The sequence below is a fragment of the Trinickia sp. Z7 genome (genome assembly GCF_056498045.1).
In genome coordinates, this window is sequence record NZ_JAUEQW010000005.1 from 40645 (window position 1) to 65619 (window position 24975).

17 protein-coding genes and 2 pseudogenes are annotated in these 24975 nt (G+C 60.4%); 6 read left to right on the forward strand and 13 right to left on the reverse strand.

Going from position 1 to position 24975, the window contains the following annotated elements:
- Window positions 1-63: 63 nt before the first annotated feature.
- A complete protein-coding gene (locus QQS38_RS11050; protein ID WP_479645420.1) occupies window positions 64-984 on the reverse strand; it encodes a bifunctional helix-turn-helix transcriptional regulator/GNAT family N-acetyltransferase in 921 nt (306 codons plus the stop codon).
- A gap of 231 nt (window positions 985-1215) precedes the next feature.
- On the opposite strand from QQS38_RS11050, the gene QQS38_RS11055 reads away from it, so the two are divergent.
- A complete protein-coding gene (locus tag QQS38_RS11055; RefSeq protein ID WP_479645421.1) occupies window positions 1216-2631 on the forward strand; it encodes a two-partner secretion domain-containing protein in 1416 nt (471 codons plus the stop codon).
- A gap of 225 nt (window positions 2632-2856) precedes the next feature.
- Here the strand turns inward: QQS38_RS11055 and QQS38_RS11060 are convergent, their stop codons facing one another.
- Window positions 2857-3291 (reverse strand): hypothetical protein, encoded by a 435-nt coding sequence (locus QQS38_RS11060; RefSeq protein WP_479645422.1) that lies wholly within the window; start codon window positions 3289-3291, stop codon window positions 2857-2859.
- Between the two features lie 90 nt (window positions 3292-3381).
- Complete coding sequence (locus tag QQS38_RS11065) at window positions 3382-5418, reverse strand: methyl-accepting chemotaxis protein (protein ID WP_479645423.1); 2037 nt, start codon at window positions 5416-5418, stop codon at window positions 3382-3384.
- Window positions 5419-5661: 243 nt separating this feature from the next.
- Between QQS38_RS11065 and QQS38_RS11070 the strand changes: the two genes are divergently transcribed.
- A complete protein-coding gene (locus tag QQS38_RS11070; protein WP_479645424.1) occupies window positions 5662-7530 on the forward strand; it encodes a chloride channel protein in 1869 nt (622 codons plus the stop codon).
- A gap of 23 nt (window positions 7531-7553) precedes the next feature.
- On the opposite strand, the gene QQS38_RS11075 is transcribed toward QQS38_RS11070, so the two are convergent.
- Complete coding sequence (locus QQS38_RS11075) at window positions 7554-8762, reverse strand: MFS transporter (RefSeq protein ID WP_479645425.1); 1209 nt, start codon at window positions 8760-8762, stop codon at window positions 7554-7556.
- 515 nt (window positions 8763-9277) lie between these two features.
- A complete protein-coding gene (locus QQS38_RS11080) occupies window positions 9278-11365 on the reverse strand; it encodes a hypothetical protein (RefSeq protein ID WP_479645673.1) in 2088 nt (695 codons plus the stop codon).
- A 253-nt stretch (window positions 11366-11618) separates the two neighbouring features.
- On the opposite strand from QQS38_RS11080, the gene QQS38_RS11085 reads away from it, so the two are divergent.
- The 3 genes from QQS38_RS11085 (at window position 11619) to QQS38_RS11095 (ending at window position 13988) form a co-directional block, all read left to right on the forward strand.
- Window positions 11619-11762 carry a hypothetical protein gene (locus tag QQS38_RS11085; RefSeq protein WP_479645426.1) on the forward strand — a complete coding sequence of 48 codons (144 nt, stop codon included), beginning with the start codon at window positions 11619-11621 and terminating at the stop codon, window positions 11760-11762.
- 264 nt (window positions 11763-12026) lie between these two features.
- A complete protein-coding gene (locus tag QQS38_RS11090; RefSeq protein WP_479645427.1) occupies window positions 12027-12710 on the forward strand; it encodes a cation diffusion facilitator family transporter in 684 nt (227 codons plus the stop codon).
- A gap of 510 nt (window positions 12711-13220) precedes the next feature.
- Entirely contained in the window at window positions 13221-13988 is a 768-nt protein-coding gene (locus tag QQS38_RS11095) for a fused MFS/spermidine synthase (protein ID WP_479645428.1), read from the forward strand.
- Window positions 13989-14099: 111 nt separating this feature from the next.
- On the opposite strand, the pseudogene tnpB reads toward QQS38_RS11095, so the two are convergent.
- From tnpB to QQS38_RS11130, 7 genes and pseudogenes are all read right to left on the reverse strand, one after another.
- A pseudogene (gene tnpB, locus QQS38_RS11100) lies at window positions 14100-14501 on the reverse strand (IS66 family insertion sequence element accessory protein TnpB); the annotation flags it as partial.
- Window positions 14477-14575: pseudogene (locus QQS38_RS11105) on the reverse strand (transposase); the annotation flags it as partial. The pseudogenes tnpB and QQS38_RS11105, both read right to left, overlap by 25 nt.
- 177 nt (window positions 14576-14752) lie before the next feature.
- A complete protein-coding gene (locus QQS38_RS11110) occupies window positions 14753-15517 on the reverse strand; it encodes a TPR end-of-group domain-containing protein (RefSeq protein WP_479645429.1) in 765 nt (254 codons plus the stop codon).
- Between the two features lie 26 nt (window positions 15518-15543).
- Entirely contained in the window at window positions 15544-18552 is a 3009-nt protein-coding gene (locus tag QQS38_RS11115) for a tubulin-like doman-containing protein (protein ID WP_479645430.1), read from the reverse strand.
- A 59-nt stretch (window positions 18553-18611) separates the two neighbouring features.
- The gene (locus QQS38_RS11120; protein ID WP_479645431.1) at window positions 18612-19538 is read right to left on the reverse strand and encodes a DUF4384 domain-containing protein; all 927 of its coding nucleotides are present in this window, start codon (window positions 19536-19538) and stop codon (window positions 18612-18614) included.
- A 42-nt stretch (window positions 19539-19580) separates the two neighbouring features.
- On the reverse strand, window positions 19581-20906 hold the full coding sequence (locus QQS38_RS11125; RefSeq protein WP_479645432.1) for a caspase family protein: 1326 nt from the start codon (window positions 20904-20906) through the stop codon (window positions 19581-19583).
- A gap of 119 nt (window positions 20907-21025) precedes the next feature.
- Window positions 21026-21769: a hypothetical protein gene (locus QQS38_RS11130; protein WP_479645433.1), complete on the reverse strand. Its 744-nt coding sequence runs from the start codon at window positions 21767-21769 to the stop codon at window positions 21026-21028.
- Between the two features lie 949 nt (window positions 21770-22718).
- Here QQS38_RS11130 and QQS38_RS11135 point away from each other — a divergent pair.
- Window positions 22719-24005: a PIG-L family deacetylase gene (locus tag QQS38_RS11135; RefSeq protein WP_479645434.1), complete on the forward strand. Its 1287-nt coding sequence runs from the start codon at window positions 22719-22721 to the stop codon at window positions 24003-24005.
- Window positions 24006-24110: 105 nt separating this feature from the next.
- Here QQS38_RS11135 and QQS38_RS11140 read toward each other — a convergent pair whose 3' ends face one another.
- Window positions 24111-24950 (reverse strand): hypothetical protein, encoded by an 840-nt coding sequence (locus tag QQS38_RS11140; RefSeq protein WP_479645435.1) that lies wholly within the window; start codon window positions 24948-24950, stop codon window positions 24111-24113.
- Between the last annotated feature and the right edge of the window lie 25 nt (window positions 24951-24975).

A 24975-nucleotide genomic window follows, 5' to 3' on the forward strand; every position in this document is an offset into this window, starting at 1 on the left:
CGGTTTCATAGCCTCTATAGCGATGTCGCGTTGCACAAAGACAACAGCTTTATCGGGACGCGATCACAATTCACGGCCCCAGACCTGGCCGACGAGATCCTTACCGAAGCTGTGGTGGGGCGCCTCTTCGAGTAGTTCGAATCCGGCTTTTTCGTAGATGCGCCGGGCATCGGCGAGCACGCTGTTGGTCCACAGGATCATCCTCTTGTAGCCGGCGAGCCGGGCGAAACGCAGACATTCGTCGACTAGGCGACGCCCGATTCCGAGGCCGCGCGCGCTGGCCTCGACATAGAGCAACCGCAATTTCGCCGTGTCGTCGTCCTCTCGCACGACGAACACCGACCCCACGGCTCTTCCGTCCTTTTCCGCAATCCAGCACCGCTCCGACTTCGGATCGAACTCGCGAATGAACTTGGCGACGATTTCTGCGACGAGCGCTTCGAACTCGGCGTTCCAGCCGTGTTCGTGCGCATAGAGCACCGATTGCCGATGCACGATCCAGCCCATATCGCCGGGGCGCGGATCGCGCAGGACGTAGCTGGGCTCGGCTTCGCCGAGCAGCGCATGGATCTGCCCCATGGCGTCGACGAGGTCGAGCTGCGCGGGCTCCGCCAGTCGCTCCAGCATGGCGCTGACCTCGCGCTTCGATGCGTCGTTCAATGGCTGAAACGCTTCGTGTCCTTTCTTCGTCAGTTGCAGTTGCGCTACGCGCGCATCGGTGGCCGACCGCGTTTTGGCGAGCAACCCCTTCTTCTCGAAGCCGGTGATGACTCTGCTCACGTAGCCCGCGTTCAAGCCCAATTCGCGACACAAGTCGGACGACGTGATGCCGACGCGGTGGGCGAGTTCGTACAAGATGCGCGCCTCCGTCAACGAGAACTCGCTATCGAGCAGGTGTTCGTGCAGAAGACCGATCTGACGTGTGTAGAAACGATTGAAGCGACGTACGGCTTCCGCGCGATCGTCGAGCTGGGCAGAGGTCATGGTAAGGTCTCCATATTTGCTTTTAGCACATTATTAGTTGCTGAAAGCACATATGTCAACGACTCATCGACGGCCGGCGCGGCGAGCGCATCGACCGAAAACGCCGAATGCTTGGCGCAATGCGTGGACATGCGCCCCACTGTTTCGTGAGTTACACCGGCTATCGTTGTGATCGCGCCCGCCTCGCGGAGAAAGGCGGCGCTGTGCGAATTTCAATCTTTGGAGACAGGGATGGCCGAAAGTATCGGATCACAGACCGAGGGTGCTGCTCGCAGTAGTCGTGGGTTGGAGGTTGGACGGTTTGCGCGTAGACGGCCGCTTGCGGGGCTGACCTCGATCGCCGTGGCGCTGTGGGGTTGGGGCGTGCCGACGACGCCGGCGCAGGCCGCCGGCCCGCTCCCGAGCGGCGGCCATTTCATCGCCGGTTCGGGAGCGATCGGCGGCAACGCTGCCGCTTTGACGATCGATCAATCGACGAATCGCGGCGTGATCGAATGGTCGAGTTTTTCGATCGGCGGCGGCAACCGGGTGACGTTCAACAACGGCACGGGCGCGACGCTCAATCGTGTGACGGGCGGCGATCCGTCGGCGATATACGGGACGCTGTCCGCTACGGGCAGCGTTTACTTGATCAACCCGCAAGGGATATTGATCGGCCCGAGCGGCGTTGTCAGCACCGGCGGCCGTTTCGTCGCCTCGACGCTCGATACCTGCAATTGCGGCTTCATGAAGGGCCATCGGCTCACGTTCAGAGGCAATTCGAACGCGAGCATCATCAATCTCGGCACGGTGGGCTCGACGGGCGGCGACGTCATGCTCATTTCCAGCAACGGCATCGTCAACGCGGGGCGAATCCTAGCGCCCCACGGCACGGCCGAGTTGGCCGTCGGACAAAACGTGATGCTGCAGGACTCGTCGACGGGCAGGCAGGTGTTCGTCCAATCAGGCAGCGGCGGCAACATCGAGAATGCCGGGCCGATCGATGCCGCACAAATCAGTTTGCAGGCAGCCGATGGCAACATTTTTGCGCTGGCTGGCGAACATACGACGCTGCGCGCAACCGGGACCGCGACGCGCGGCGGGCATGTCTGGCTCGTGGCGGATACGGGCGCCGTTGCGCTCGGCGGCACGATCGAAGCGAAGAACGCAGACGGCAGCGGCGGTACGGTGGATACGAATGGCGCACTGCTCGAACTCGGGGCGGACGGCATCAAACCATTGGTCAAGGCCGGAAAGTGGAACGTGACCACGCCGGACTTGACGATCGACGATGCGGCGGCGGCCACGTTCGATCGGAGCTTGAACGCAGGGACGTCCATCGATGCGCAAGCGACCGGGGCCCAAGGCGGGATCGGCGATGTCGACGTCATGTCGTCGGTTCATTGGAACGGTGCGGCATCGCTCACGCTCGGCGCCTATCATTCGCTGACGATCGAAGCGGGCGCAAAACTCAAGAACTGCGGCACCGGAAATTTGACGCTCGATGCGGACAGCGCGGCCGTCGACAACGGCGGCAGCATAGCGAACGGTGGTCTCATCGATTGGTCCAGGAGCAAGGGCGCTGTAACCGTGCTCTACGATATGAACGGCAGCTATAGCCCGGGCGCTCATCCCGTGCTGCAATGGCAACTCCAAGCGCAGCAGTGACGCCCAGCCCGTAGCGCGCAATTAACTGCGCCGTCCCGCGGGCACAGCGCTCGTGAGCGGGGCGCGCCTTATGCCGAACGAATGGCTCGGAGCACGGCGGCGCAACGTGTCGACCGTCATTCGTGCAATCAGGACCCGTTGCCGCGAAGGGGGCAAAGCGCCTGGCGGAAGCACCCCGCGCTCGGCGGCATGCCCGCGCGTGGCCCGCGGCGCAGGACGGAGGGGTCAGTTTGGAGTGGGAGCGGCCTTGCGCGTGTGATGTTGATGACGCGTCGAGACGGCCACGCTGTGGTGCTTCGACGCCGGGCCCACCGCATCGGTATCGCCCACTCGATCCGCTTGCGTGTCGGAGCGATCTTCCGCTCGCGCCAACCCCTTGTCCCGATCGCCGGACGTGGGGCCGTTGGTGTTGCTCATTCCTTTGGCGCTCATATGTCCCGCGGACGTCCCGCCTGCGCCCATGGCTGCACCCATCGCGCCTCCATGGCCGCCGCCCGCACCGGCGCCTCCATTGCCGCCACCGCTGCCTCCGCCACCACCGCCACCACCGCCACCGCCGCCACCGCCACCGCCACCGCCACCGCCCGCAGCGAACGCCGCCGAAGAAACAGCCAGCGCCAAACCAGTCATCGCGATGACTGCGAAACGATTCGTTTTCATATAGTCCTCCCAAGTTTTCATATAGTCCTCCCAAGCGAGCGCCTGTGAGGCGATTGTACGAACGTCGCGCCGCAAATCAACGCAACCTTGTTACCGGTTGTATCGAGACGCAACCGGCGCGGACGGACGCAGGGTAGCTGCGTTTCCGCCGGCAAGCTTGAACGTGGAGACGGCGCCATCCAGACTCGCTGCTTGCGCTTCGAGCGTGCGCGCTACATCGGCTGCCGCCTCGACGAGGGCCGCATTTTGCTGCGTGGCTTCGCCGATCTGCGCGACGGCGCCACCCACTTGTTCGATCCCCGCGGACTGTTGACGGGAGGCGACGGCGATGTCCGCAATGATCGCGCGCACTTCTTCCACGCGGGACAAGATGCCGTGCATGGCTGCGCTCGCTTCTTCGGCCACCTTGTAGCCCCCTTGGACGGTCGACGTCGACTCGGCGATCACCCCGGCGATCTCCTTCGCCGCCGCGGCGCTGCGTTGCGCGAGCGCGCGCACTTCGGCGGCCACCACGGCGAAGCCCCGGCCGTGCTCGCCTGCGCGCGCCGCTTCCACAGCGGCGTTCAGCGCCAAGATGTTCGTTTGGAAAGCAATCCCTTCGATGACGGTGGTGATGTCGGCGATCTTCTGCGATGAGCCGTTGACCTCGCTCATCATCGATACGACCCGTTCGACCGCGCGGCCGCCCTCCATCGCGGCGTCGGCCGCACCGCTCACGACATCGCTCGCTCGGGCGGCGTGATCGGCGTTTTGCTGCACCGTCGACGTAATTTCTTCCATGCTGGCCGCCGTTTGCTCGACGCTTGCCGCTTGGCTCGCAATGCGCGCCGCGATGTCCCCGCTACTGCTCGAAATGCGCGTCGTGCCGTCCGTCACCCCGGCCGATGCTTCGCGCACTTGCGCCACGATTCGGGCTAGCCCTTCGCCCACCCCGTCGATCGCCTGGACGAGCCGCCCGATTTCATCGCTCGGCGCTTGGCCTTTGCTCGCAGCCGCGCCCCGTGCGCCCAGCCGCACGGTCAGATCGCCCGCCGCGAGATGCCCCGCTGCGGAGGCCACTTCCTCGAGCGGCCGGCTCACGAGGCGGCGCACGACCATGAGAAAGACGACGGCGAACACGATGAGCAGCGCGAAGGCGATCGCGGCGAAGCGATTGCGGATCGACGTCACATCGGCCATGACTTCATCGCGCATCGCGACGCCGCCGATCAACCATTGCCATTCAGGCACGGTGAGAAAGGAAACGGTCTTCTCGCGTGCGTGCGTTTCGCCGAGCGTTGGATCGGTCGACGTATAGTCGATGCGGCCTTGCTTGGCCTCGAGCATGTGCGAGTAGGGGCCATTGTTGTCGTCGAAATGCTGGCCGGCCGCATTGGGATGCACGATGAACTTGCCGCGATCGGCGCCCGCCGATGCGTCCATGACGAAATAGAAACCGCTGTCGCCCACTTTCAGCGCACGAATTTGATCCTTCAGCGCTTGGATTTGCGCCTCGACATCGACGCCGACGAACAGCGCGCCGATGACATGCCCGGAGGCGTCGGCAACCGGCTTGTATTGCGTGATGTAGCGTTTGCCGAACAACGCGGCGAGGCCCGTATAGGTGTGCCCCGATAGCACGAGCGCATAGGCAGGGCCTTTTCGATCGAGCAGGGTGCCGATTGCGCGCGAGCCGTCTTGCTTCTTGAGCGAAGTCGTGACACGCACGAAGTCGTCGCCGTTGCGAACGAACAGCGTCGCGATGGCGCCGCTGCGGTCGAGGAATTGATCGGGGATCGAAAAGTCGAGATTGAGCACGCGCTCGCCCGCTTTGAACGTTGGCGTGGCAACGCCGTTGACGTCGACCTTGCTGCCCTCGTCGACGCTGAAGCCGCCCGGCAAGAAGCTCTCGAACAATGCCATCGTTCGGCCCACCTCGGCCGTCAATGCATGATCGAATAGCCCGATCATGTCGGCGATCGAGCGATCTTTCTCGTCGATGCGCTTCATGACCTGCTCGCGCACCTGTGCGCCCGCGGCTTGCGTGAGCGCCCACGAGAAGGCGACGAAGATAAGCCCGACGAGCACGCACGAAAAAGCGACGAGCCGCGCGCCGATACTAAGCCTGGGCCGGTAGGGTACGGTCATCTGCATCCCAAATATTGAACGAGTGTTGTGACGAAGTGTTATGACGAATAGGCGCCTGCGCGGACGATGCTTCCGCTGGGCCTTCACGCATAACGGCACGGTTCTGGCTAACTTGAGCGGCATTCGGCGAAGAGCGACGGCGCGGCGACGGGCGGCTCGCACATATTGCATCACGTTGTGATATAAATGTGACCCTGCGGCCGGGAAGGCCATTGCATCAGTGCATGTCTATCGAGGAATTTCATGAGCGAGCACAAGGGCGATTTTGCGACCGACGTCAGGCTTTTACGCATTACCGCGATCGCCGCAGTGGGGGGCGCGCTGAGCACGGTTGCTGCCGATTTCTTGCTCCACTTGATTCGGTTGTTCAACAACCTGTTTTTCTTTCAGACGATATCGACTGCCAACCGCTCCCCCGCGGAAAACACGCTCGGGTGGATCGTGATTGCCGTGCCCGTCGTCGGCGGACTGCTCGTGGGGCTGATCGCCCGTTTCGGGTCGGAGCAAATTCGCGGGCATGGTATTCCCGAGGCGATCGAAGCGATCTTGTTCGGCAAGAGCAAGATGTCGCCGAAGGTGGCCGTGCTCAAACCGCTCGCTTCCGCCATTGCAATCGGCAGCGGCGGGCCATTCGGCGCCGAAGGTCCGATCATCATGACGGGCGGCGCGATCGGCTCGCTCGTCGCGCAGTTCTTCCATCTGTCGAGCGCCGAACGCAAGGCATTGTTGGTAGCCGGCGCCGTGGCAGGGATGACGGCGGTGTTCGGGACGCCCGTTGCCGCGGTCCTGCTCGCAATCGAATTGCTGTTGTTCGAACTGCGGCCGCGCAGCCTGTTGCCGGTTGCCATCGCATGCGCCGTGGCGGGCTTTACGCGCCCGCTGCTGCTCGGCAGCGGGCCGCTGTTTCCGCTGCATACGCTGCCGCTCGGCCCCATCGGCATCGTGTCTTCGGCCGTGGCCGGTTTGATCGCGGGCTCGTTGTCGTGGGGCTTGTCGACCTGGCTCTACAAGGTGGAGGATGCGTTCGGCAAGTTGCCGATTCATTGGATGTGGTGGCCGGCGTTGGGGGCCATCGCGGTGGGCATCGGCGGGTATTTTCAGCCGCGCACGCTCGGGGTGGGATACGACGTGATCGGTGACCTGCTGCAAAACCACCTCGTGTTGCATGCCGTTGTTTGGATCGTGATCGTCAAAGCGGTGATTTGGGTCATCGCGCTGGCTTCGGGCACGTCGGGCGGCGTGCTCGCGCCGCTGCTCATGATGGGCGCCGGGGTGGGGGCCATCGTCGGGCCGTACATGCCCGGTGGCGATCCCACCGTTTGGCCGCTCATCTTCATGGCCGCCGCCCTGGGCGGGATGATGCGCGCGCCGGTGATGGCAGCGGTGTTCGCCTTCGAATTGACCGGCGATGCGAATGCGTTGCTGCCGCTGCTCGCGGCGGCCGCGGTGGCCTACGGTTTCACCGTCTTGCTCATGCGCCGCTCGATTCTGACCGAGAAGATCGCTCGCCGCGGGTATCACATCTATCGTGAATACAGCATCGATCCGTTGGAGCGGCACTACGTGGATGAAGTGATGACGGTCAACGTCCAGACGATCGATTCGAATACGCCCATCGCCGATGTCATGCGCGAGTATTTCGGCGCCACGCAGAAGTTTCGCGCCTATCCGGTGGTGGAGAACGGGCGGTTGGTCGGCATGGTGGATAAGGCCGTGCTCGACCGTGTTCGCGCGGGGCGCGGCGATAGCCCGGACGGCCTCGTCGGCGAGGTGTTCGCCCGATCGCGGCCCGAGACGGCGTTACCGGACGAGACTTGTCGAAACGTAGCTGCCCGGCTCGCAGCGATGGGGCTCGAGCGTGTTCCCGTCGTAGAGGATCAGAAAAGCTATCGGCTGGTTGGCATCGTGTCGCGGCACGATCTGCTGAAACCGTCGGTGTCCGTCTTCGCCGAGGAGCGACAAATGGAGCAGTTCCGGCGCGTGTGGCCTTCGAGCGGGTCCCTGTTCGCCACGATCGAGCGCAATGAGGATGGCCAAAGCGGTGACGAAGCCTCGAGCCAAGGCGTCAGCGTCATCCGGCAGAAGATCACGGCAGAGCACCGCGACGGGTAGGTTCTCGCGCGGTTTCGGTTCGTCTAGGAATCTGTCAATCGCTCCCGCTGCGCCAGCGACGGAAATACCTTCGTCCAGAGCGCAACGATCAAGATCGTCCCGGCGCCACCGATCAAAACCGACGGAACGGCGCCGAACCAACCGGCGGTGATTCCCGATTCGAATTCGCCGAGCTGATTCGATGCGCCGATGAAGATCGAATTGACGGCGCTCACGCGGCCGCGCATGTCATTTGGCGTATCGAGCTGAACCAACGATTGCCGCACCACCACGCTCACCATATCGAATGCGCCCGTCAGCGCGAGCGCTGCGAGCGACAACGAGAACGAACGGGACAGCGCGAAGAGCAAGGTGGCCAGGCCGTAAAGCGCCACGCACCCGAGCATCGTTTTTCCGGCGCGACGTTCGATCGGGTTTCGCGTGAGATAAAGCGAAACCGCCAACGCGCCGCCCGCCGGCGCCGATCTCAACAATCCCAAGCCCCACGAGCCGACATGCAGGACATCACGGGCGAAGATCGGCAGCAGTGCCGTTGCACCGCCGAACAACACGGCGAGCAAATCGAGCGAGATCGCCCCCAAGATTTGCTCGCGTTGCCAGATGAAGCGAATGCCCGCTAGTAAGCTGTGCAGGGTAACGGGCTCGCGGGCGGGCCGCACGTGGTCGTAGTGAATCAAATAGAGCATGGCGGCGGCGAATACGGACAGCGCGGCACATGTTGCGTAGACGACGGCCGCCCCGGCTACGTATATGAAGCCCCCCACTGCAGGGCCGAGAATGGTGGCGAGCTGCGATGCGGCCGAGCTGATGGCCAAGCTTTGCGGAAACGATGCGAGCGGAACGAGGGTAGGCAGCAGCGCTTGCTGCGTTGGCAACTGGAATGCCCTCGCCGCACCCAACGCAAGCGATGCGAGCAGAAGCACTTCGCGCCCGAGCCATCCATACTGCGTGCCTGCGGTCAGCAACAAGGCGGCGCCGCCTTGCACGAGCTGGCATCCGATCAGGATGTAGCGGCGATCGCACCGATCCGCGACTTGCCCGACGACGAGGCACAGTGCGAGCGCCGGGAGGAATTGCGCCAAGCCGACCATGCCTAGATCGAAAGCGCTATGGGTAATGTCGTACATCTGCCAGCCGACGATCACCATCAGCATTTGATTGGACATCGTCGTCGCTATGCGGCTGAAAACGAAATAGCGAAAGGACGGAATTTCAAGAACCGTGTTCTTCATGTACCGATAGGCGCAACGAAAGAGGCACGGTATTGTAGAGCGCTGTGCAGCGATCGATGCCGAATTGCGGTCTTCGCACCGCAATTCGCAGGTGTTTTTTGATTTTTCGGTGCGGATGCCTGTGTGCTACTGCTTGCGGCGCGCGATGGTGAAGCGGACGAGTCACAAGAAGGCGCCTTGCGCTATTGCGAGACCCTTGTACGCGCTCGGATACTTTTTTGAACCGGAGGATTGCCTATTGCGCCAAGTCGACAAGCGACAAGGATTGCCGGCTAGGCGCTTGGAACTGCGCTCGCAGGACGGGCGGTTGATCGGCCCGGACGACGCGGCGGTCGTGTCGATCGGCGAGATCGGGTTCCCTTACGTGGCGCCTTCTTCGTTATTGCATGCCCGTGAGATGTCCAATGACGGCGAACGATAGGGCGCTTCGCGATGAGGACCCGCACAGCGCGGCGGGTCCGTTTCCATGTCGATTGCGGTAGCAACGACGGCTCGTCACGGCGATCGTTCTAGCGCTAGCGCGCCGCAACCCTTTCATCTCCGTTTCGCGTTTGCCACCAGTATCTTCCCGCTCGCAGGTTCGGATCGGTAATCGCAAGGTAGGTGGTGCTCCACAACTGCGCGGCGTTTGCCTCGGTCGCATCGGCGCTGTGCGTGCCGAACGCTTCGGCCTGATAGGCGCCGTTGGCATATGACCACGTCCACATCTCCGATGCACGCATGCCGGACGCATTCGAAATCACCTGCCAAATACGTGAGCGCGCGTTGGTGAGCAGCGTTCTCGTGTCGGCGGGCAAGTCCTGACGAGCAAGTTGCCGGTCGAGCCCGGCCACCCACATCGCCTGCTGCCAAGACCAGATTACTGTGCCGTGATACGCCGCGTTCGTGAAGCGTGGCCATAGCGAAGCATCGGCATAAGCCGGATTGGCGATCAGCATCCCGGCATCGGTGACGAGCCCTACCGGGAACGGCTGCACTGCGGCGGTCACGATTCGGGAGAGGACATCGGTCGATGGCGTGCCGAACAATAGGGCGAACCCGCCATCGGAGTTCATGATTGGGATCGGATTGCCTTGCTCGTCGAGCGACAGCGCGTAGAACGATGTGGTCGTGCTCGGTAGCGTGCCGGCTGGGACGCCGGTTTGGGCGGCGTAATTCGGCACGGCCGTCGCGGCTTGTGCGGCAGGAATCGACACTTGGAACAATGCGGCCGCGGCCGCCTCCCAAACCGATGCCTGCTGTGCCGCATCCGCCAGCGCGGCGCGCTGCTCGCTATTCAGGTATGGATCGAGCAGGCCGCTATCGAGGAAGCGGCTCGCGGCACGCAGTGCGGCCGGAACCAGTATCGCGTTGACATCGTATGGGTACACGCCGCCGCCGAGGCCGTCGGTGCTGTCGCGCCAATTGCCGACAATTTGGCCCGAGCGTAGATGAATGAGGTTCGAGGCGACGCTTTGCTGCGAAAAAGGTCGAGCAGTAGTGGCGACATGAACGAGATTGGTGACGAAGCGGCTGCCGTTGGTCTGTCCGTTTTCTTCCGTTTGCGCAAGATAGGCGGCTGCGCGGGCGGCGCCGCGCGCATCGTCGATGAGCCAAGCCGCCATCACCGGGGCGAGTAGGTAATCGCCGTCGATCATTTTGTAGTCATAGGTGGGCGTGGCCGTGTTGCCGCGCCCATTTCGGTCGTTGTCGATGACGGCAAATTCGCCAATGCCTTCTTCGTGCGCCACGATGCCGTCGGATGAGAGCCGGCTCAAGACGGCGGTGAGCCCCGCCTCGATCGCGGGGGGCTGTAGGACGGGCATCAGCATGCGCACGGAGATGAGCGTGTCGCGGCCGAAGTAGGTGTCGTACTGCCAAGAGCCCGCGAGGAGTTTGTCCTGGTAGCTCAGGAATTCGACGACGTTTTGGCTCTGCGTATCCGGGTTGACGGTGTTGTTGAACAGGCTGACGTGTGTGATCGGTGTGAGCGGCGTCTCGCCGGTCCAGGCAAGAACGCGAAAATGCAAGGCGTTATCGCCATTGGCCGCAGTGAATACGAGCGAGCCCGTCGCATTCGTGGTGACCGTGCCGCCGTTGATCAGTTGGAGCACGAGCGCGTAACCGGGCGCACCGTCCACGCGATTGCGCTGCCAATGAATCGTATTGCCGCTTATGACCGGCTGCGTTTGGATGTTCGGCGGAACTGAATAGCCGCCGCTGAAGTCGCGCATGAAGCGCACCGAGGTGAGCAATGCGCCACGCAAGGTCAATTGATTGGTATTCACGGAAACATTGGCGGAAATTCCGTAGAGGTTGCGGCCCTGGTTGTCGCGATTCACACTGGGGGAGATCGGTGAATCGAGGCTCCAGGCGACGGGCTGAGCCGTATCTTGGAACCATAAGCCCGTGCCGCTGTTTCCGGCGGGAAACACGACCAGCAGCCTTGGTTTGGTCGATGAGCGCATGAGTAAATGCGCGGCTACGTTGCCTTGGCGGTAGAACGCATTGGTTTGTCCACCGGCCTGCATTTGAAAGGAGAGGGCGTCGCCGCTGGGTTGCGCGCTGTCGTCGTTGCCGCCGCCAGAGCAGGCGGCGAGCAGGCTCGTGAGGCCGATGAACATGTAAAAAACGCGATTCCAAACGAATTTCTTCACGTATGCCTCCATGTTCGTTTTGTTATGGAAGTTGGGTGATATAGATTGGCAATGGGGTGAGGCGTGCTTGCATGTTTTTGTTGGGAGTTGCGGAAATGGCGCGTGGGGACGAGCAAGTGATGTGCCTCGTTTTTTTGAAATGACCATAAATTCTGGATTGATTGTTGTCGCGCCTTAGGGCGGCGAAGGTCATTGGAGACGCATCGCATGATGCGAGGGAATGGAGGACATCCCCGAATGGACTCTGCCCAATTACGACGCCATCGGTTCGGGCAACGGCCAAACGGACGGGTCCGGTACGCTGGTCCACAAGGACTTTGCCGCGAATTATTCGCGCGTATTGACCCAAGCCGAGGGACTGTGACGCAATTCCTCACGACAGGCTCATGCATCGGTCATGCACACGCCAGCATGCCGAATGATATTGAATCCGATGCCGGGGCAGGCAACACACTCGATGAGCGTGTCGAGCTAGCGATCGACGGCCACGCGGCCGTACACTTGTCCCTGCGACCGGGAAGACCCAGCCATTCGGTGTCGATCACGGAACTCGGTGCGACGACGGTTCTATTTTGACCGTTTCGATCGACGCTGCTGCGACGGTAAGGTCGAACCTGCGAGAAGCGTCATGGCAAATTGTTGCGAAGATAAAAGTTGTGAGGTGAATGCGCTCCGGGAAAATCATAGTCGCGTGCTATGGGCCGTTCTCGCCATCAATGCCGTAATGTTCGTCGCGGAAGGCGCAGCAGGCCTCCTGGAGGATTCAACTTCGCTGTTGGCGGACGCTCTGGACATGCTGGGCGATGCCCTGGTGTACGGTTTCACTCTCGTTGTGCTGGCGCGCTCGGCGCGATGGCAGGCGGGCGCCGCTTTGGCGAAAGGGGGCTTCATGGCGCTTTTTGGCTTTGGAGTGCTGGCAGAAGCCATCTACAAGGTGTTGCACCCGGTGATGCCGGCTGCCGTGGCGATGGGGATCGTGGGTGGGCTGGCGCTGTCCGCCAATCTCATCTGCTTCAGCCTTCTTTATCGGCACCGGGGCGACAGCCTCAACATGAGCTCGACCTGGCTGTGCTCGAGAAATGACCTGATTGCCAACGTCGGAGTATTGCTGGCTGCTGGCAGCAGCTACACACTGGGCTCGCGGTGGCCGGACATCATCGTCGGGACCCTCATCGCAGGTGTTTTTCTGAGCTCGGCGCTAGGCGTCTTGCGGCAGTCCCTTCGTGCACTACGGATGGCTGACTCTCTGCCACCGTCGGCTATGGAGCCAGCGACTATCCGTCTATCCAGAAAAGACTGCCGTGATCCTTAAGGTACGAACAAGCCCGTTTCTCGAGGGTGCCCCTCGGAAGATTCCCAAAGCGCGGAAGAGCGCTCGCGAAGCAGAATGCTCGGGCGCACGAAGTCTGTCGTACAGTTGATTTGACATAATGACAATTATCAACGTTTCAGGTGTAGGAGCAAAGTTCTAATGTCGTATCTGGGCAAAGTTCAAATGTCGTAGTGCCGTGCTGTTTGAGCGCGACATTTGAATCTGGCGTTGACATTAGAAATGTCCGTTTTTGAGTGGCGTACGCTGGCCGCCACGCAAATCAGCGCATCTCATGCGGCATGTGCAATCCGCAACGACGACTTCAAACGCGCGGCAATCGACTCGATGTCACCGACGCGGTTCGCTGCCGGACCAACTAATTCGTTGCGCGACGCGAACCCCAGCCGATACGAACCTAAACTCACTCCAACCTATCGCACGGCACGCGATACCCCCGAAAACCGGCATGCAAATACGTCCCCGAGAATGCGCAAATGAAAGAGGCGCCCAATGATCGCTGAGGATTCGCGTGTGGCGAGCACCGGAAAATATCGCGTTCGTGAAACCGACGGCCGCCTCTTCCTTCACCTGGCAGACGACGAAGCCAGTGCGATGTCGGTCATGAACCTATCGCAGCCCGACGCGCTTCCTGCGCTCTACACGCAGAAGATGTTGCTGCCGCTCGCGTTCATTGCAGCGCCGACCGATGTCATCCTGATCGGGCTCGGCGGCGGACAGCAGGCGAAGTTCATTCACCGGCATTTGCCTGAACTACGAACGATCGCGCTCGAGATCGAGCCCGAGGTGGTCGAACTGGCGCGAACACATTTCAGCCTCCCCCCCGACGACGAACGGTTGCGCGTGGTGGTGAGCGATGCTGCGCACTTCATCCGAGGCCATGGCAACGCGCAGTGCGACTTGATCCTCTCCGACGCGTTCGACGAACGCTATGGTCCGGTCGATGCTTTGCATACCGTCGAATTCTATCGGGCATGTCATCGAGTCCTACGCACGGGCGGCATAATGACGGTCAATGTCTATCGGCCTACGGCCGCATGGGCAGCCGAATTCATGTCGACCGTCTCGTCTGTCTTTCCGTGCAAAAAATTCATGCTCGTTTCCGAGGTACAAGGGGTCATGGTGCTTTGGAAAGATCGGCCAAACTTAGACTGGAGCGCTATCCGCAATCGAGCCGCCGAGTTGAACGAGAAAACCCAGTTGGATTTCTCGGCATTCGTGGATGCGTTGGAAAGTGAGTGCGCAGAAATCAACGTCTAGCAATTAGACGTATGCGGTCTTTAATTCACGCCTCTCAGTGTTGTAGCGTCGAACTCTGAGGTGTGGCAGCGGGGACTCAGCGGAGATCGGCGGGCATCTTCCACGGCAACAAGGGGCGTACCCGTCGGTCATCAGCACCGCGCCTTCGCGAACGTCGTCGAACAGCTTGTCGGCCAGTTTGCCGCCGCGACCAGGCGTGTAGGTAAACTCGCGCACGGACGTGTCCGAGTCCGTCATCTGAGCCCAGAGATAACGCTTTGTCTGCGGCTGTCGGCCTTCTTCCTTCAGGACGCCCGCTTCGAGCCGCTTGAGCAGGAGCCAGAAACCGTTGGGCTCCCAGCCCAGGATCTTGATGCGATCGCGGCGCCGGTTACCGAACACGAACAGTGCGGGCGCCATCGGGCTCAGGTGCATGGCCTGTTCGACCAGGATCGACAGACTGTTGATCCCGCAGCGGAAATCCACCGGATCGCGATGGACGTAGACCTTCAGTTCGTCGTCGAACCGGAACACGGCAGCCTCCCGAACATCTGGACCAGCGTGCTCAGTTCGTCGATGCCGGCCTGGCCCAGGTTGAACTCAACACCGACGATTCGGTCACGACCATACGGTGAGGAACGATTCCAGCGCCTTCAGGCGTTCACATTCCGACGTGGTGACGCCCTCACGCTCGCCGCTATCGAGAGACAAGTCAGATTGCGTTGAGCAAGCAGGGAGCAGCGCCGCCGGCACCATCACGGTCGCGGCCAGAAGACGCAATGATGCTATACCGCCATTCGATACTTTTTCACAAGGCCGATAAAACGCGGATCATTCCGAATCGCGTTCAGATCAGGATCCTTCGCCATCTCATCGAAGTAATTGAATCCGTTGAGAAAGCTAGCTTCGAACTGCTTGAGTGCCTCGTCCGTGCGCCCCTGCTTCAGGCGCAGCACGCCCATGTTGTAGTACACGAGCGATTGCTTGGGGTCACGGGCGGCCGCGTCGTTGAGTTCCTTTTCGGCGTCATCGAGCTTGCCTTGCGACATCTGGGCGATGGCAACTTTGATCATTTCTTTTGCCGCCACCTCGTTGCTCTCTGACTCTGCACCCTGCGCATCGCCGCTCGAGAGCTTCGTGTCACTATCCTTTCGCTGGGCGGCAATCTCTGTGTCCGCCGGAGCGATGCCGCCCGCATGGTCTGCCACAGGCACACTCGCCGGCTGATCCTTGGCGGCAGCCGCGAACTGGGTTGTGGGAGACGAAGCCGCAGTGGCGGTCGCGACGGCAGTGATCCCGGTTGTGGCGATTGCATGCGACTTCTTGAAGTAAAGTCCCCCGCCTACGCTAGCCGCAATCACGAAGACAGCGGCGGTGGCGATCGTGATGATCTTCGGATTGGCAGGCGTAGGCGACTTGTGATGCTCCTGAAGCACCATCAGCGTCGAACATTCCGGACAGCGGATATCTTCGGCCGCGGTGCGCTCAAAAATCTCGCCGGTGTTAGCCTTGTCGCAGTCACCGACGGAGGGGCATTTAAATTTAGGCATAGCTGTTGGGTCCAGTCAGGGTTCGCTCAGTCGATATTCGCAGGCAACCCGATAATTTCGCGTATGTGCTTCTGCATTGCGCTCAACGCAAGGAATTGGGGATCCTGATCGTCTTCGCCGGCTTCTTCAAAGCGTGCCGTCGCGAATTCGATATAACGCTGGAAGACCTTTTCCTTCTCGTCCTTATGTTTTAGGTCAACGTCGATACGACGGCCCACCTCGCGTTCGATCAGTCCCTGCAGATCGACCGGGTGGTCTTCGTCAATGATCGCCTGCCATGTCGCTCCCCGTAGAACCTTGGAGGCGGGCAATCCGTTCGCCTTGTAAATGAAGGCCCACTCCTGCGCACCTGTCGTCTTGTTCTGCCGCTCCTTGAGCATTTCCAAGAGGCGTGCGAGAAGCAGATATGGTTTGCGCTTTGCCTGTGCACTGACTTCCGCCGATGAGCGCGCGTAAAGTGGCGGCAGTTTCTTGCCGTCGCCTTCGCTATGCAGCAGAAAAGATTCGTTGATGTCCTTTAGTAGGCCGTCGTAGTGCCGTCGCATTATGTCGAGGGGCTCGATGAATCGCGCAGGCATGAGCGACGCCACTTTCAGAATGACAATCTCGTTGGACAACTTACCTGGCGCTACCACGGTGTCCGAAGCCGGATCCTTCTGCTGCTCGAAGAGGCGGGTCAGATTGGCGTGGAAATCTTTCTGACTTTCGCATTCGGGCAGGAATACTGCAACCGTGTTCCGCGTGCCGCGCGTGCCACCTGCATTATTGGCCACCGATCGGTCGACTTCCGTCTTGTTGTAGCGGATCATTGTTCCCGATTTTTCGTACAGATCAGACACGAACGCCTTCAGAGCATTGGGGTTGGCGTCATACTGCTTCTGCAACCGCTCGACGATATTTACCTGAAGGACCGGTTGAAGGTTCTTCGCGATCTCCGCGTGCGCCATCTCGACAACGACCGCCGACGTTTGCGAAATCGTTGAAATAATGGCGCCGAGCGACACCCCTCTCACTAGGCGATCGAACGAATCCACCTCTGTGCCAGCAAGGTCGATGACCGACTGCCGTATCTTCTGGGTGCGCGCAATCTGAGCCTGCTCGTCGACGATTACCGCCTTCATGATGTTCGCGATGGCCTGGCGATCAAAGATCCGCTGCTGGTAGGCCGAGTCGGCGCCGGCCAGACGTGCGGCCTGTTCCTGATGCACCCGCTCGGTTGCTGCCGCCAGCATCTGATGCATATCGTCGATTTGGCCGCGAAGTGTCGTCAACTCGTCCTTGATGAAGGGAATCAGGCTGAGCGCAAACTTTTGCCCTTCCTGAATCGTACGCATCACATACAAGTCCTGATGACGCGCGGCGACCTCCGCGAATAGCGAGCTCCGCTTGTCCGTCAGATGCTGGCCCAGGAAGCCAACCTTGTTGAACTGGGTGACCAACTGCTCGATGTTCTGCTGGACCGCACCCTGAGCCGTCGGCGCTTTGGTTAGTTCGTCGGCCAGGACCTGTAGCCGCTCATCCAGCACGCCGAGAAGCGCATCGATAAACTGCCGAAGCTGAATCAGCGAATGCGTGCCGATTTTCCATCGGGCGAACAAGTCTTTTTCAATCTGGCGAACGACGTGGCGTGCCATCTCGAGACGAGCGCTCCCCTTGATTTGGTAGAACTTGCGCACCCCGCCAAGCTTGCGGTAAGTCTCGTCGAAGACCTTCCCTAGCCTGGCATTCAGTGCGGAAGCCCAACTCGTCGGCGGAACCGTGGTGTCGGTACGCACTTCGGTCGAGATGACGCCAACCACCTGCTTCCAGAACTCGGCCGCAGGCTTCCATCCTCCGCTGCGCGCATCGTCTTCGAGTATGCCCACCTCGAGCGTGAGATGCTGGTCACTGAGCAGCATGTTCTGCAGTGTGTCGGGCTTGCGCGCCTCGCTGCCCCAGTCCTTTTGGACCGGCTCGTCAGCGTAGCCTTCTCCCTGGCGGAAATTATTGAACATGAGCTGACGAGTGGCCTGCTCCGCAAACCCGTAAGCAAGATACTCTTTGATCTCCTGCTCCGGCACGACTATCCGTTCAACGCCAAATGACAGGAAGAGCTTCGCCCGGGCTTTGCCATCCTCTTCGCTTTCGAAGTTCTTGATGTCGTTCTCGCCCTTCTCGGCACGACCAAGGCCGTCCCACTCTTTGTTCAGCGTCTTCTGGTAGATGAACTCGCCGACCATCCGAGGAAGCTCGGATTCAACTTCGAATTGGATGTTGTGCTCGTTCAAGTTGCTGACGAGATAGCATCCGTTGAAATACACGTCGTGCTCCATCGGGGAGCCGTCGAGGATGTTCACCGGATGGTAGCGCCCGACAGCGATCGCGTTGAGTTCAGCCAACGCCGCATAGCCGTTCGCGTAGTAGTTGGAGAAACCCGCTACGTCTGCAACACGTCGCGAATCCTTCTCCGGCAGAATTGCGTAGATGATGATGCGGTATTGATCCTGGTTCGGATATTTATTGCGAATCTGTGCGACCGCATCGACGACAGAACCACTACCCGTGCCGCCCGCGAGACCGCATACAACGTGGATGACAGCGCCTGCGCGGCCTCCGGGCGCCTGCTGCAGCACACGCATGCGGTCTTCGACCGCCCGGACGAAGTGCGGGGCGTTCTGTGCGAACACAAGGCGCCCAAGCTTGCGCCGCTGTGCAGCGCCGACCGTGCTGGGCTTTACGAAATCGAAAACACTGCGCGGTTCGATCCAATCTCGAAGACCGGGAAATGAGTCAGGGTCGTCCAGCACCGGCCGGATACTGCCTGCGGTGTTGATCATGTACTGACTGCGGGCAAGGTCAATTTCCTTGCCCAGCACTTTCCACTCATCATGCTTGTCGATCTCATCGCTCGACGTGTCGACGTACAGGTATTCGAACCGTGCATCTGACGGGCTGTTGCTCTGAGCGTCGCGGTTGCGTTCGATGGTCTTGCGAAGGTGACGGATGATCTTGCCGCCAGAACCACCCAGACCGATGATGAGATGATTGTGTTCCATGTTTTCCCGCTTCGATGACCTATATCTCGTTGGCTGACGCGTGCTTGCGGCGCTGCCGGTTACTCGTGTGCCAGGTTGATTTTCAGGAAAAGCGTCGAATTCGCTTTGCTTGTCTGTTTCACTACGTAGGACGCGGGATGCTCTCCGGCCGCGGGTGCAGCGTCGTCGCTGAATACGATGCCCTTCGAGACGTATGCGGAATTACCGGCCTGAGCTACTACCCCCGGGCACGCGTCGGTGCTTTCCGGCGCGAACGCGATCCCCTTCGCCGAATAATCGGTCGACGCACCGGCAAGCTGAAGCGGTGCTGTCACGTCTGAAGCTGCTGGCGTTGCCGCGGCGACAGTAGCACCTGTCGACGGGCAGGCATGATTGTCCGCAGCCGTCTGTGCAACCGGATTTGCGACAATGTCGGGAGCCATGCCGCGCAGGCGCCGCGTGACGTTGTCGCGCGCAGGCTGCGGCGAGAGGAAGACCAGCAGCTTTTCCATTCCAGGCTTTTCGTCGAACTGGAACGATCCCTTCGCGGGGAAGAAGACGACGCCCATCGCGTCGACGAAATTGTCCTGAGACGTCTGCGGGTAGATCTGCGTGATCGTGCCGTCGGGCGCCTCGTTCAGGATATAGACATACGAAGGCTTATTGACGCGCACGCCCAACTGGATCTTCTCACCGCTTTTGAAGATGCGGCGGGTAAGCACATCGTGCGTCGTGCCATCTTCGTCCTTCAGGCGGATGAAATAGCTCGCACCGATGTGTGCCACGTGCCTTTTGCTCGAAGTTTTGACTACGGACAGTGACGACTTGTTCGCCGCAGGTTGCGCCGCCGCCACGGCAGTGGGATCCTCTGCCGACTTGTGATTTGTGTTAACTGCGACGACCGAGTTATTCGCCAAAAAAAACAAAGACTTCGCGGTGTACCCTTCCTGGGCATTTGCATGTACGGCCATCGCTACCAGGCTCAACGCGATGATGGGGTATCGCATGATTCTCTCCAGTTCAGGGACGCTAGCAGCACGCCCATTGCTTCAATTGATTACGTTTGCTCCGTCCGGGACGGTTGAAAATTCCCGTGGAGTCTGGTGCGCTGCGCCCCTGCTCGCTTGACTCGCCGTTTCCGATGTGAACACCTTAGCGCGCTGGAAAGCAGAGTCGAGGTGGCCACCGGATGCGTATAGATAGGCGAACAAAGATTGCGTGAAATAGGAGCCGTACAGCTGGCCGCTACCGGCAGGATTCTTAAAAGTTTGACCCTTGGGCGGCCCTAGCGACTCTTCGTTGGGACTCGTCGCGGTAATAATGGTGTACCCGTTGCGATTGCGATCCCCATGCGCCCCATTGCCATGCTGGGGGCTGCCTATGCCGCTTGCCGTATCGGCCGCAAAGTGAATTCCTTTCCGCGTGAAATCGGGCGTCGTCCAGGATGCCAACGATATCCCTGCGACTTCCTTCTTTCCGCCATTTGTTTTCAGAATGTAGGTGGTGCTCTCGTTCTGAACGTCGTCGAGCATATCACCGCTATAGCAGGTATCGATAACAATGCGGGTCATTCGACTGGGGTGTCGGGCCACGTCTTGCACAAGTGTGTCGGGCACCGAATGACGTTGAACATACAGAAAAAATTCCGCCGCATCCTTTATTGCCATCGTATGGCTGTCACCTGAGTCAAACGCGAGGATGGACATCTTTCGCTGGTCGACGCCGCCCGGCGTGGGAACTGGCGGCGCACCATGACTGGAAATGAAGACGAAGACGTCATCGTTAGGGCCGATACTTCGGTCGAGTGTGCGTAAGGCACCTTCGATGTTCGCCTTAGTGGCTTGTTCATCGAGGAACGTGGTGACCTCGTACCCTGCCCGGCGGAGATAGTCTTGGACCACGATGGCATCGTCACGGCCCTGTATGTCCTTCATGTTGTAGGGATCGCCGAAGCGGTTCAGTCCCACGACCAGAGCGCGCTTGATAGGAATCGCTGAACGGGGCGCAGTTGAGTGGAGGGTGGCCTCAAGTGCCTTGCCGGCCGCTATCTCCCAGCGCTTGTGCTCGATATTGTGCGGATAGAACGGAGAAGTCGATTTGATACCGACAATCGACTGCACGATGACGAAAGCCGTATCGACCTCGTCCTCGTCGTGGTAGATCCCGGTCAACTGGATACGGCCGGTGTTGTCACGTGCTACCGAAGCTCGGGCGAGGCCATGTTCCCGGAATTTGACATTGATGCGATCGACCAGGCTTTGCGGAACGTTGTATGCCTGATAGGCGTTCTGATAGCCAGGTAGGCTGCTGGCTGCACAGGCGGACAGCACGAGGGCACAAAGAACCGCCGATACGCGTTTGCAGAAGGAAATCATCGCTCGAAGACAGAAAGACCGCTGCGCCGAGTTCTCATTGATTCTCGACGGTCCCAGGAACATCCAAAGACAGACATCAAGGCCGCGTCCATTGCAACGCGGCCCGAGCCGCGAACGGCTTATTCCGAGATGGTGAATTTCTGTGTGCTAGTCGAAGCCGGCTTGTTATCGGCTGCAACGCTGAATTCGATGCGGTAGACGCTGCCCGCCTTTGCATCGTGAGGGATCGGAATTCGCACCGTATCCTGCTGACGGCCGGGCGCAACCGTATACTGTTGCGAGGCATTCCCGGGAAAAGGAACAAGCGCCTCTTTGCCGTCGGTACCCACGACATAAAGCTTGCGCTCGACGGTTACGGGTACCTCGGCGCCATCTGGCGTCATGACAATGAACACGCTGTTTACGATCGCCCGACCGTCGGCCTTTACAGGCCCATCAACGGACACCGCAGCTGCGCGGGTAATTACGCCTTGAGAGGCCTTGTAGTGGATTTCGTTCTTTACGTTTTCATACGACTCGGTGCGTTGAATCTGGGATTCGGGAATCCAGGACGGATTCTTTTTGTAGCACGTATCGATAGCCGTATAGTAGGCGGTTGCAAAGCCGGCAGCGCCTCCGACAGCAGCGCCAATCAGAGCACCTTTGAGCGCGTCATCTTTCTTGTGTGACACCAGCACGGCCGCGAGGCCCGTGAGCGCACCAATACCGGCGCCCTTTGCCGTCGTCAAAAGCTGCTCCTTTTTCACACAGGAGTTCAGTTCCTCATTGGCCGACTCTTGTGCGCAGGCACCTGTTGACAATAGCAGCAACCCCGTCGCAATGGCGGTCAAGGCCGTTGCGCCCGCATTCGATCTTATGGTCATGATTTTTCTTTTGTTTTCAATCAGTTATTTCCGGCATTTACCCCACGGATGCCGCGCCATCGAACCTGAAGTGGCTTCTCTCGTTTGCCTGCGCATTCAACGTCGGCGCCGACTAGAATGTTTGGAACTTTAGCATCCGGCACATCGAATGTTGATGATCCGTCAAAGTATTTTTATTTTCTTATGTATCTCTACAGAGACTTGACAGTCGATGTAAATCGTGATCAATTGCAATTTAACCATGCCTCCGATGTGCGCTAATTTGTCGCGACTTGGCCAAAGTCATTATCGTCACGAGAGCCTCACAAGGGATCGGAGCTGAAACCGTTAGAGCGTGCTGGGAGCAAGGCTATTGCGTCGTCGCCAACGCTCGTCATATCACATCGGCAATCGACCCAGATTATATCGCTGTGGCCGGGGATATCGGCGAAGCGGTCACAGCACGGCAGATGCCGTTTAGTATGTGCGACCGCCCCCGATTTCATTGCGGCCGCCGTTCGTTCAAATTGTCCAACCTCGGAACGGTCGGTCCGATCATCTTCTTCAACGTCAAATCTCCAATCGTGGGATCATAGCCCGCGCGCCGGGCATCGCGCATTTCCGCTCCGATGGCTTCTTCCAGAAGCCGCTGCCAGATGAACGGGCAGAGAAGTCGCAAGTGAAATGAATTGGCGACTACCGCGCATGCGGCCCTGTGCCGGTCGTTGCCCCTGTCCTCCAGTATGGGCGCTAGAGCCCCCTCGACCGTCGATATATACGAACGACAGGCGAATCTCGCGGTTGGCGGGACTGACGAGCATCGATGCACCGCATGTCGCCTGCCGAGCGTTGCGAGATTCGCTGCTGCTTCTCGCATTTCTTCGGAAATCATCGACGCGCTTCGCGTGGCATGCTATGCCTGCCGGCAGACGGCTCTACTATCGCCGCAATATGCGAAAAGGAGTGCCTCATGCGCGTTGGCGACAATCAACCTCCCCGTCCGACCGTCCCTGCTCAGGCGAAGGGCGGCAAACAAGAGCCGCAAGAGCCCATCGCGAGGCCGAGCGCAGCGGCGCAAGGCGTTCCTCTGCCGGCTCGCACGCCGGGGGCCGGAAAGACAGCTGCCTTCGGGAGCGCGGTTTCTAAAGCCGACGACACAGCAGCCGCAGAAGCCTCGCTGAGTGGTCCGGAAGGGGCTGCCGCATCGCAGGCGATCGTATGGCCGCCGCTTCAGCCGGAGCCGAAGCGGCCTGCGGTGCTCGGCTTCTATCCGCATCGCGACGACGAAACCAATGCTAGCGGCGGTGTACGCCGGCTGATCCGCCACGGCGTGCAATTCGACGAATTGCATGCAACGAGCGGAGAAGGCGGCAAAGAAGTCGTCACCGATCGCAGCACGGGTACGATCTCTCAGCAAGACCCTGCCGATCCCGCGGCGCTCGCCGCCCGGCGAGGCCGCGAATCGCAGCGTTTCCTGCGCATGCTGGGTGCGGGACGAAGCTCGACCATCACCTCCATACGGGGCAACCCCGACTGCGATCCGTTCGCCCCTGGGGCACGTCAGGACACGGCACACCTGCTCGATCCCGAGCAGGGCGTGTGGCGAACCTTCGAAACGAAACAGCAACTCATCAACCTGTTGGCCGAGCGCCGGCCGGTCGCCGTGTTGACGATGACGCAAGACGGCGCCGTCCACCAGGCGCATCGCGCAATGCATGAACTCGTTCAAGAAACCGTCGCAGAGTTCGCCGCTCATTACGGCATCGACGCGCCAGGCGTGTTCGGCGTACGGGAAACAGGATGGGCGCCGGACGACCGCTTCGACCCGATCGACCCCGAGCGCAGCGTCCGCATCGATCTGTCTCGCAGCGAGCAACGAGCAAAGGTGCGGGCATTGGTACAGTCGTTCGAGTCACAGCCGCCCGGGCACCCCTATCGCGCGGAGAGCGCCAAGGTCAACCCCCTTCATCGCTTCGACGTCTATCTCGACAGCGCGGGGACGCTGGCCACCGAAGGCACCGAGCGCGAGCGCGAAGAAAACGTGCACGGCTGGGATCATCTACGCCCCGAGGAATATTTCATCGCCAGCGACGAGACCGGACAGGCGCAGATCCAGGCATTTCAAGCCCTGTTCGAACGCAATGTTTCGGTTCGGAAAGCGATCCGGCAAGCGCTCGCGAGTCGCCTGCCGTTGCCCGGCCCTCGCAGACGAACGGTCGAGGTGGGGCCGCCTCCGGGCGATACGCAAGAAGGCTAACGACGCGCGCGTGAAGCGAATCGCGAGGGCGGACGAGCTGGGCATCGTCGAGCACGCCCACATCGCCGTCCTCCCCTCGCGTCTTCTGCTTCGCTGCGCATCCCATCAAGCCGAACATTCGGGCCGATTCGCACCCGATTGGTCCTCGACGGCGTGAACTTGCGGCTCGGTCCCGTGCAACACCAACACTTCCAACACCTCACGTTGCTTCGCGGGATCCAAACACTTGATGGCATCGAACATCGCGCGCTTACAATCGCCGCGGATCCTGTCATCCAGTCCCGCAACCGCGCGACAGAGCGATTTAAGCGGTCTTGACCTAGCACCTACCGGCAGGTGTCTAATGGCATCGACCATCTCGTCGAACGCCTCCGCCTGCGCCGGATACGGGACCCGCTCGAATTCCCAGCAGGCGACCGCTTCCAGCAACGCGCGCCGAAGCCGCGAAGTCAGGCTCCTATGCGTCCGCAAGGCCGTGTCGATATTGATCGCCAACACCGCGGGCGGCTGATTATCCCAATCGCTCACGACGCTCAGTAGTTCGAGGCTCTGCTTCTCCGGTAACTTCTGCAGCGCACCCATCAAGCGGCGGAAGTCTTCGATGTTCAGTTCATCCGCTTGCGAAGCATCATCGCTCAGCAAGTAAAGCAGTGCTTCGTATTCGGATTGAAGATCCAGATCCGACTGCTGCGTGTCCCCTGCACTATTTGGCGATTCTGTCCGCACGTCGTAGATCGATCGAGTCGACGCAATGAATCGCGGCAGGCCACTCAGCGACGCCGACATGTTGCCGCTTGGCGACTCGGCCTGAACATCGGCGAGCGATTCGCCGACACCCGGCTCGCTTTCGGCGGCCGAAGGAAGAACTAGGTTGGGTACCGCCGATTCTGGAACGCGTGTCATAAGCGGGTCTCCGCGAGAACGGCAAGGTTCGATTCCATGCAACCGAAGCCTGCCGGTGTGAGTGCAA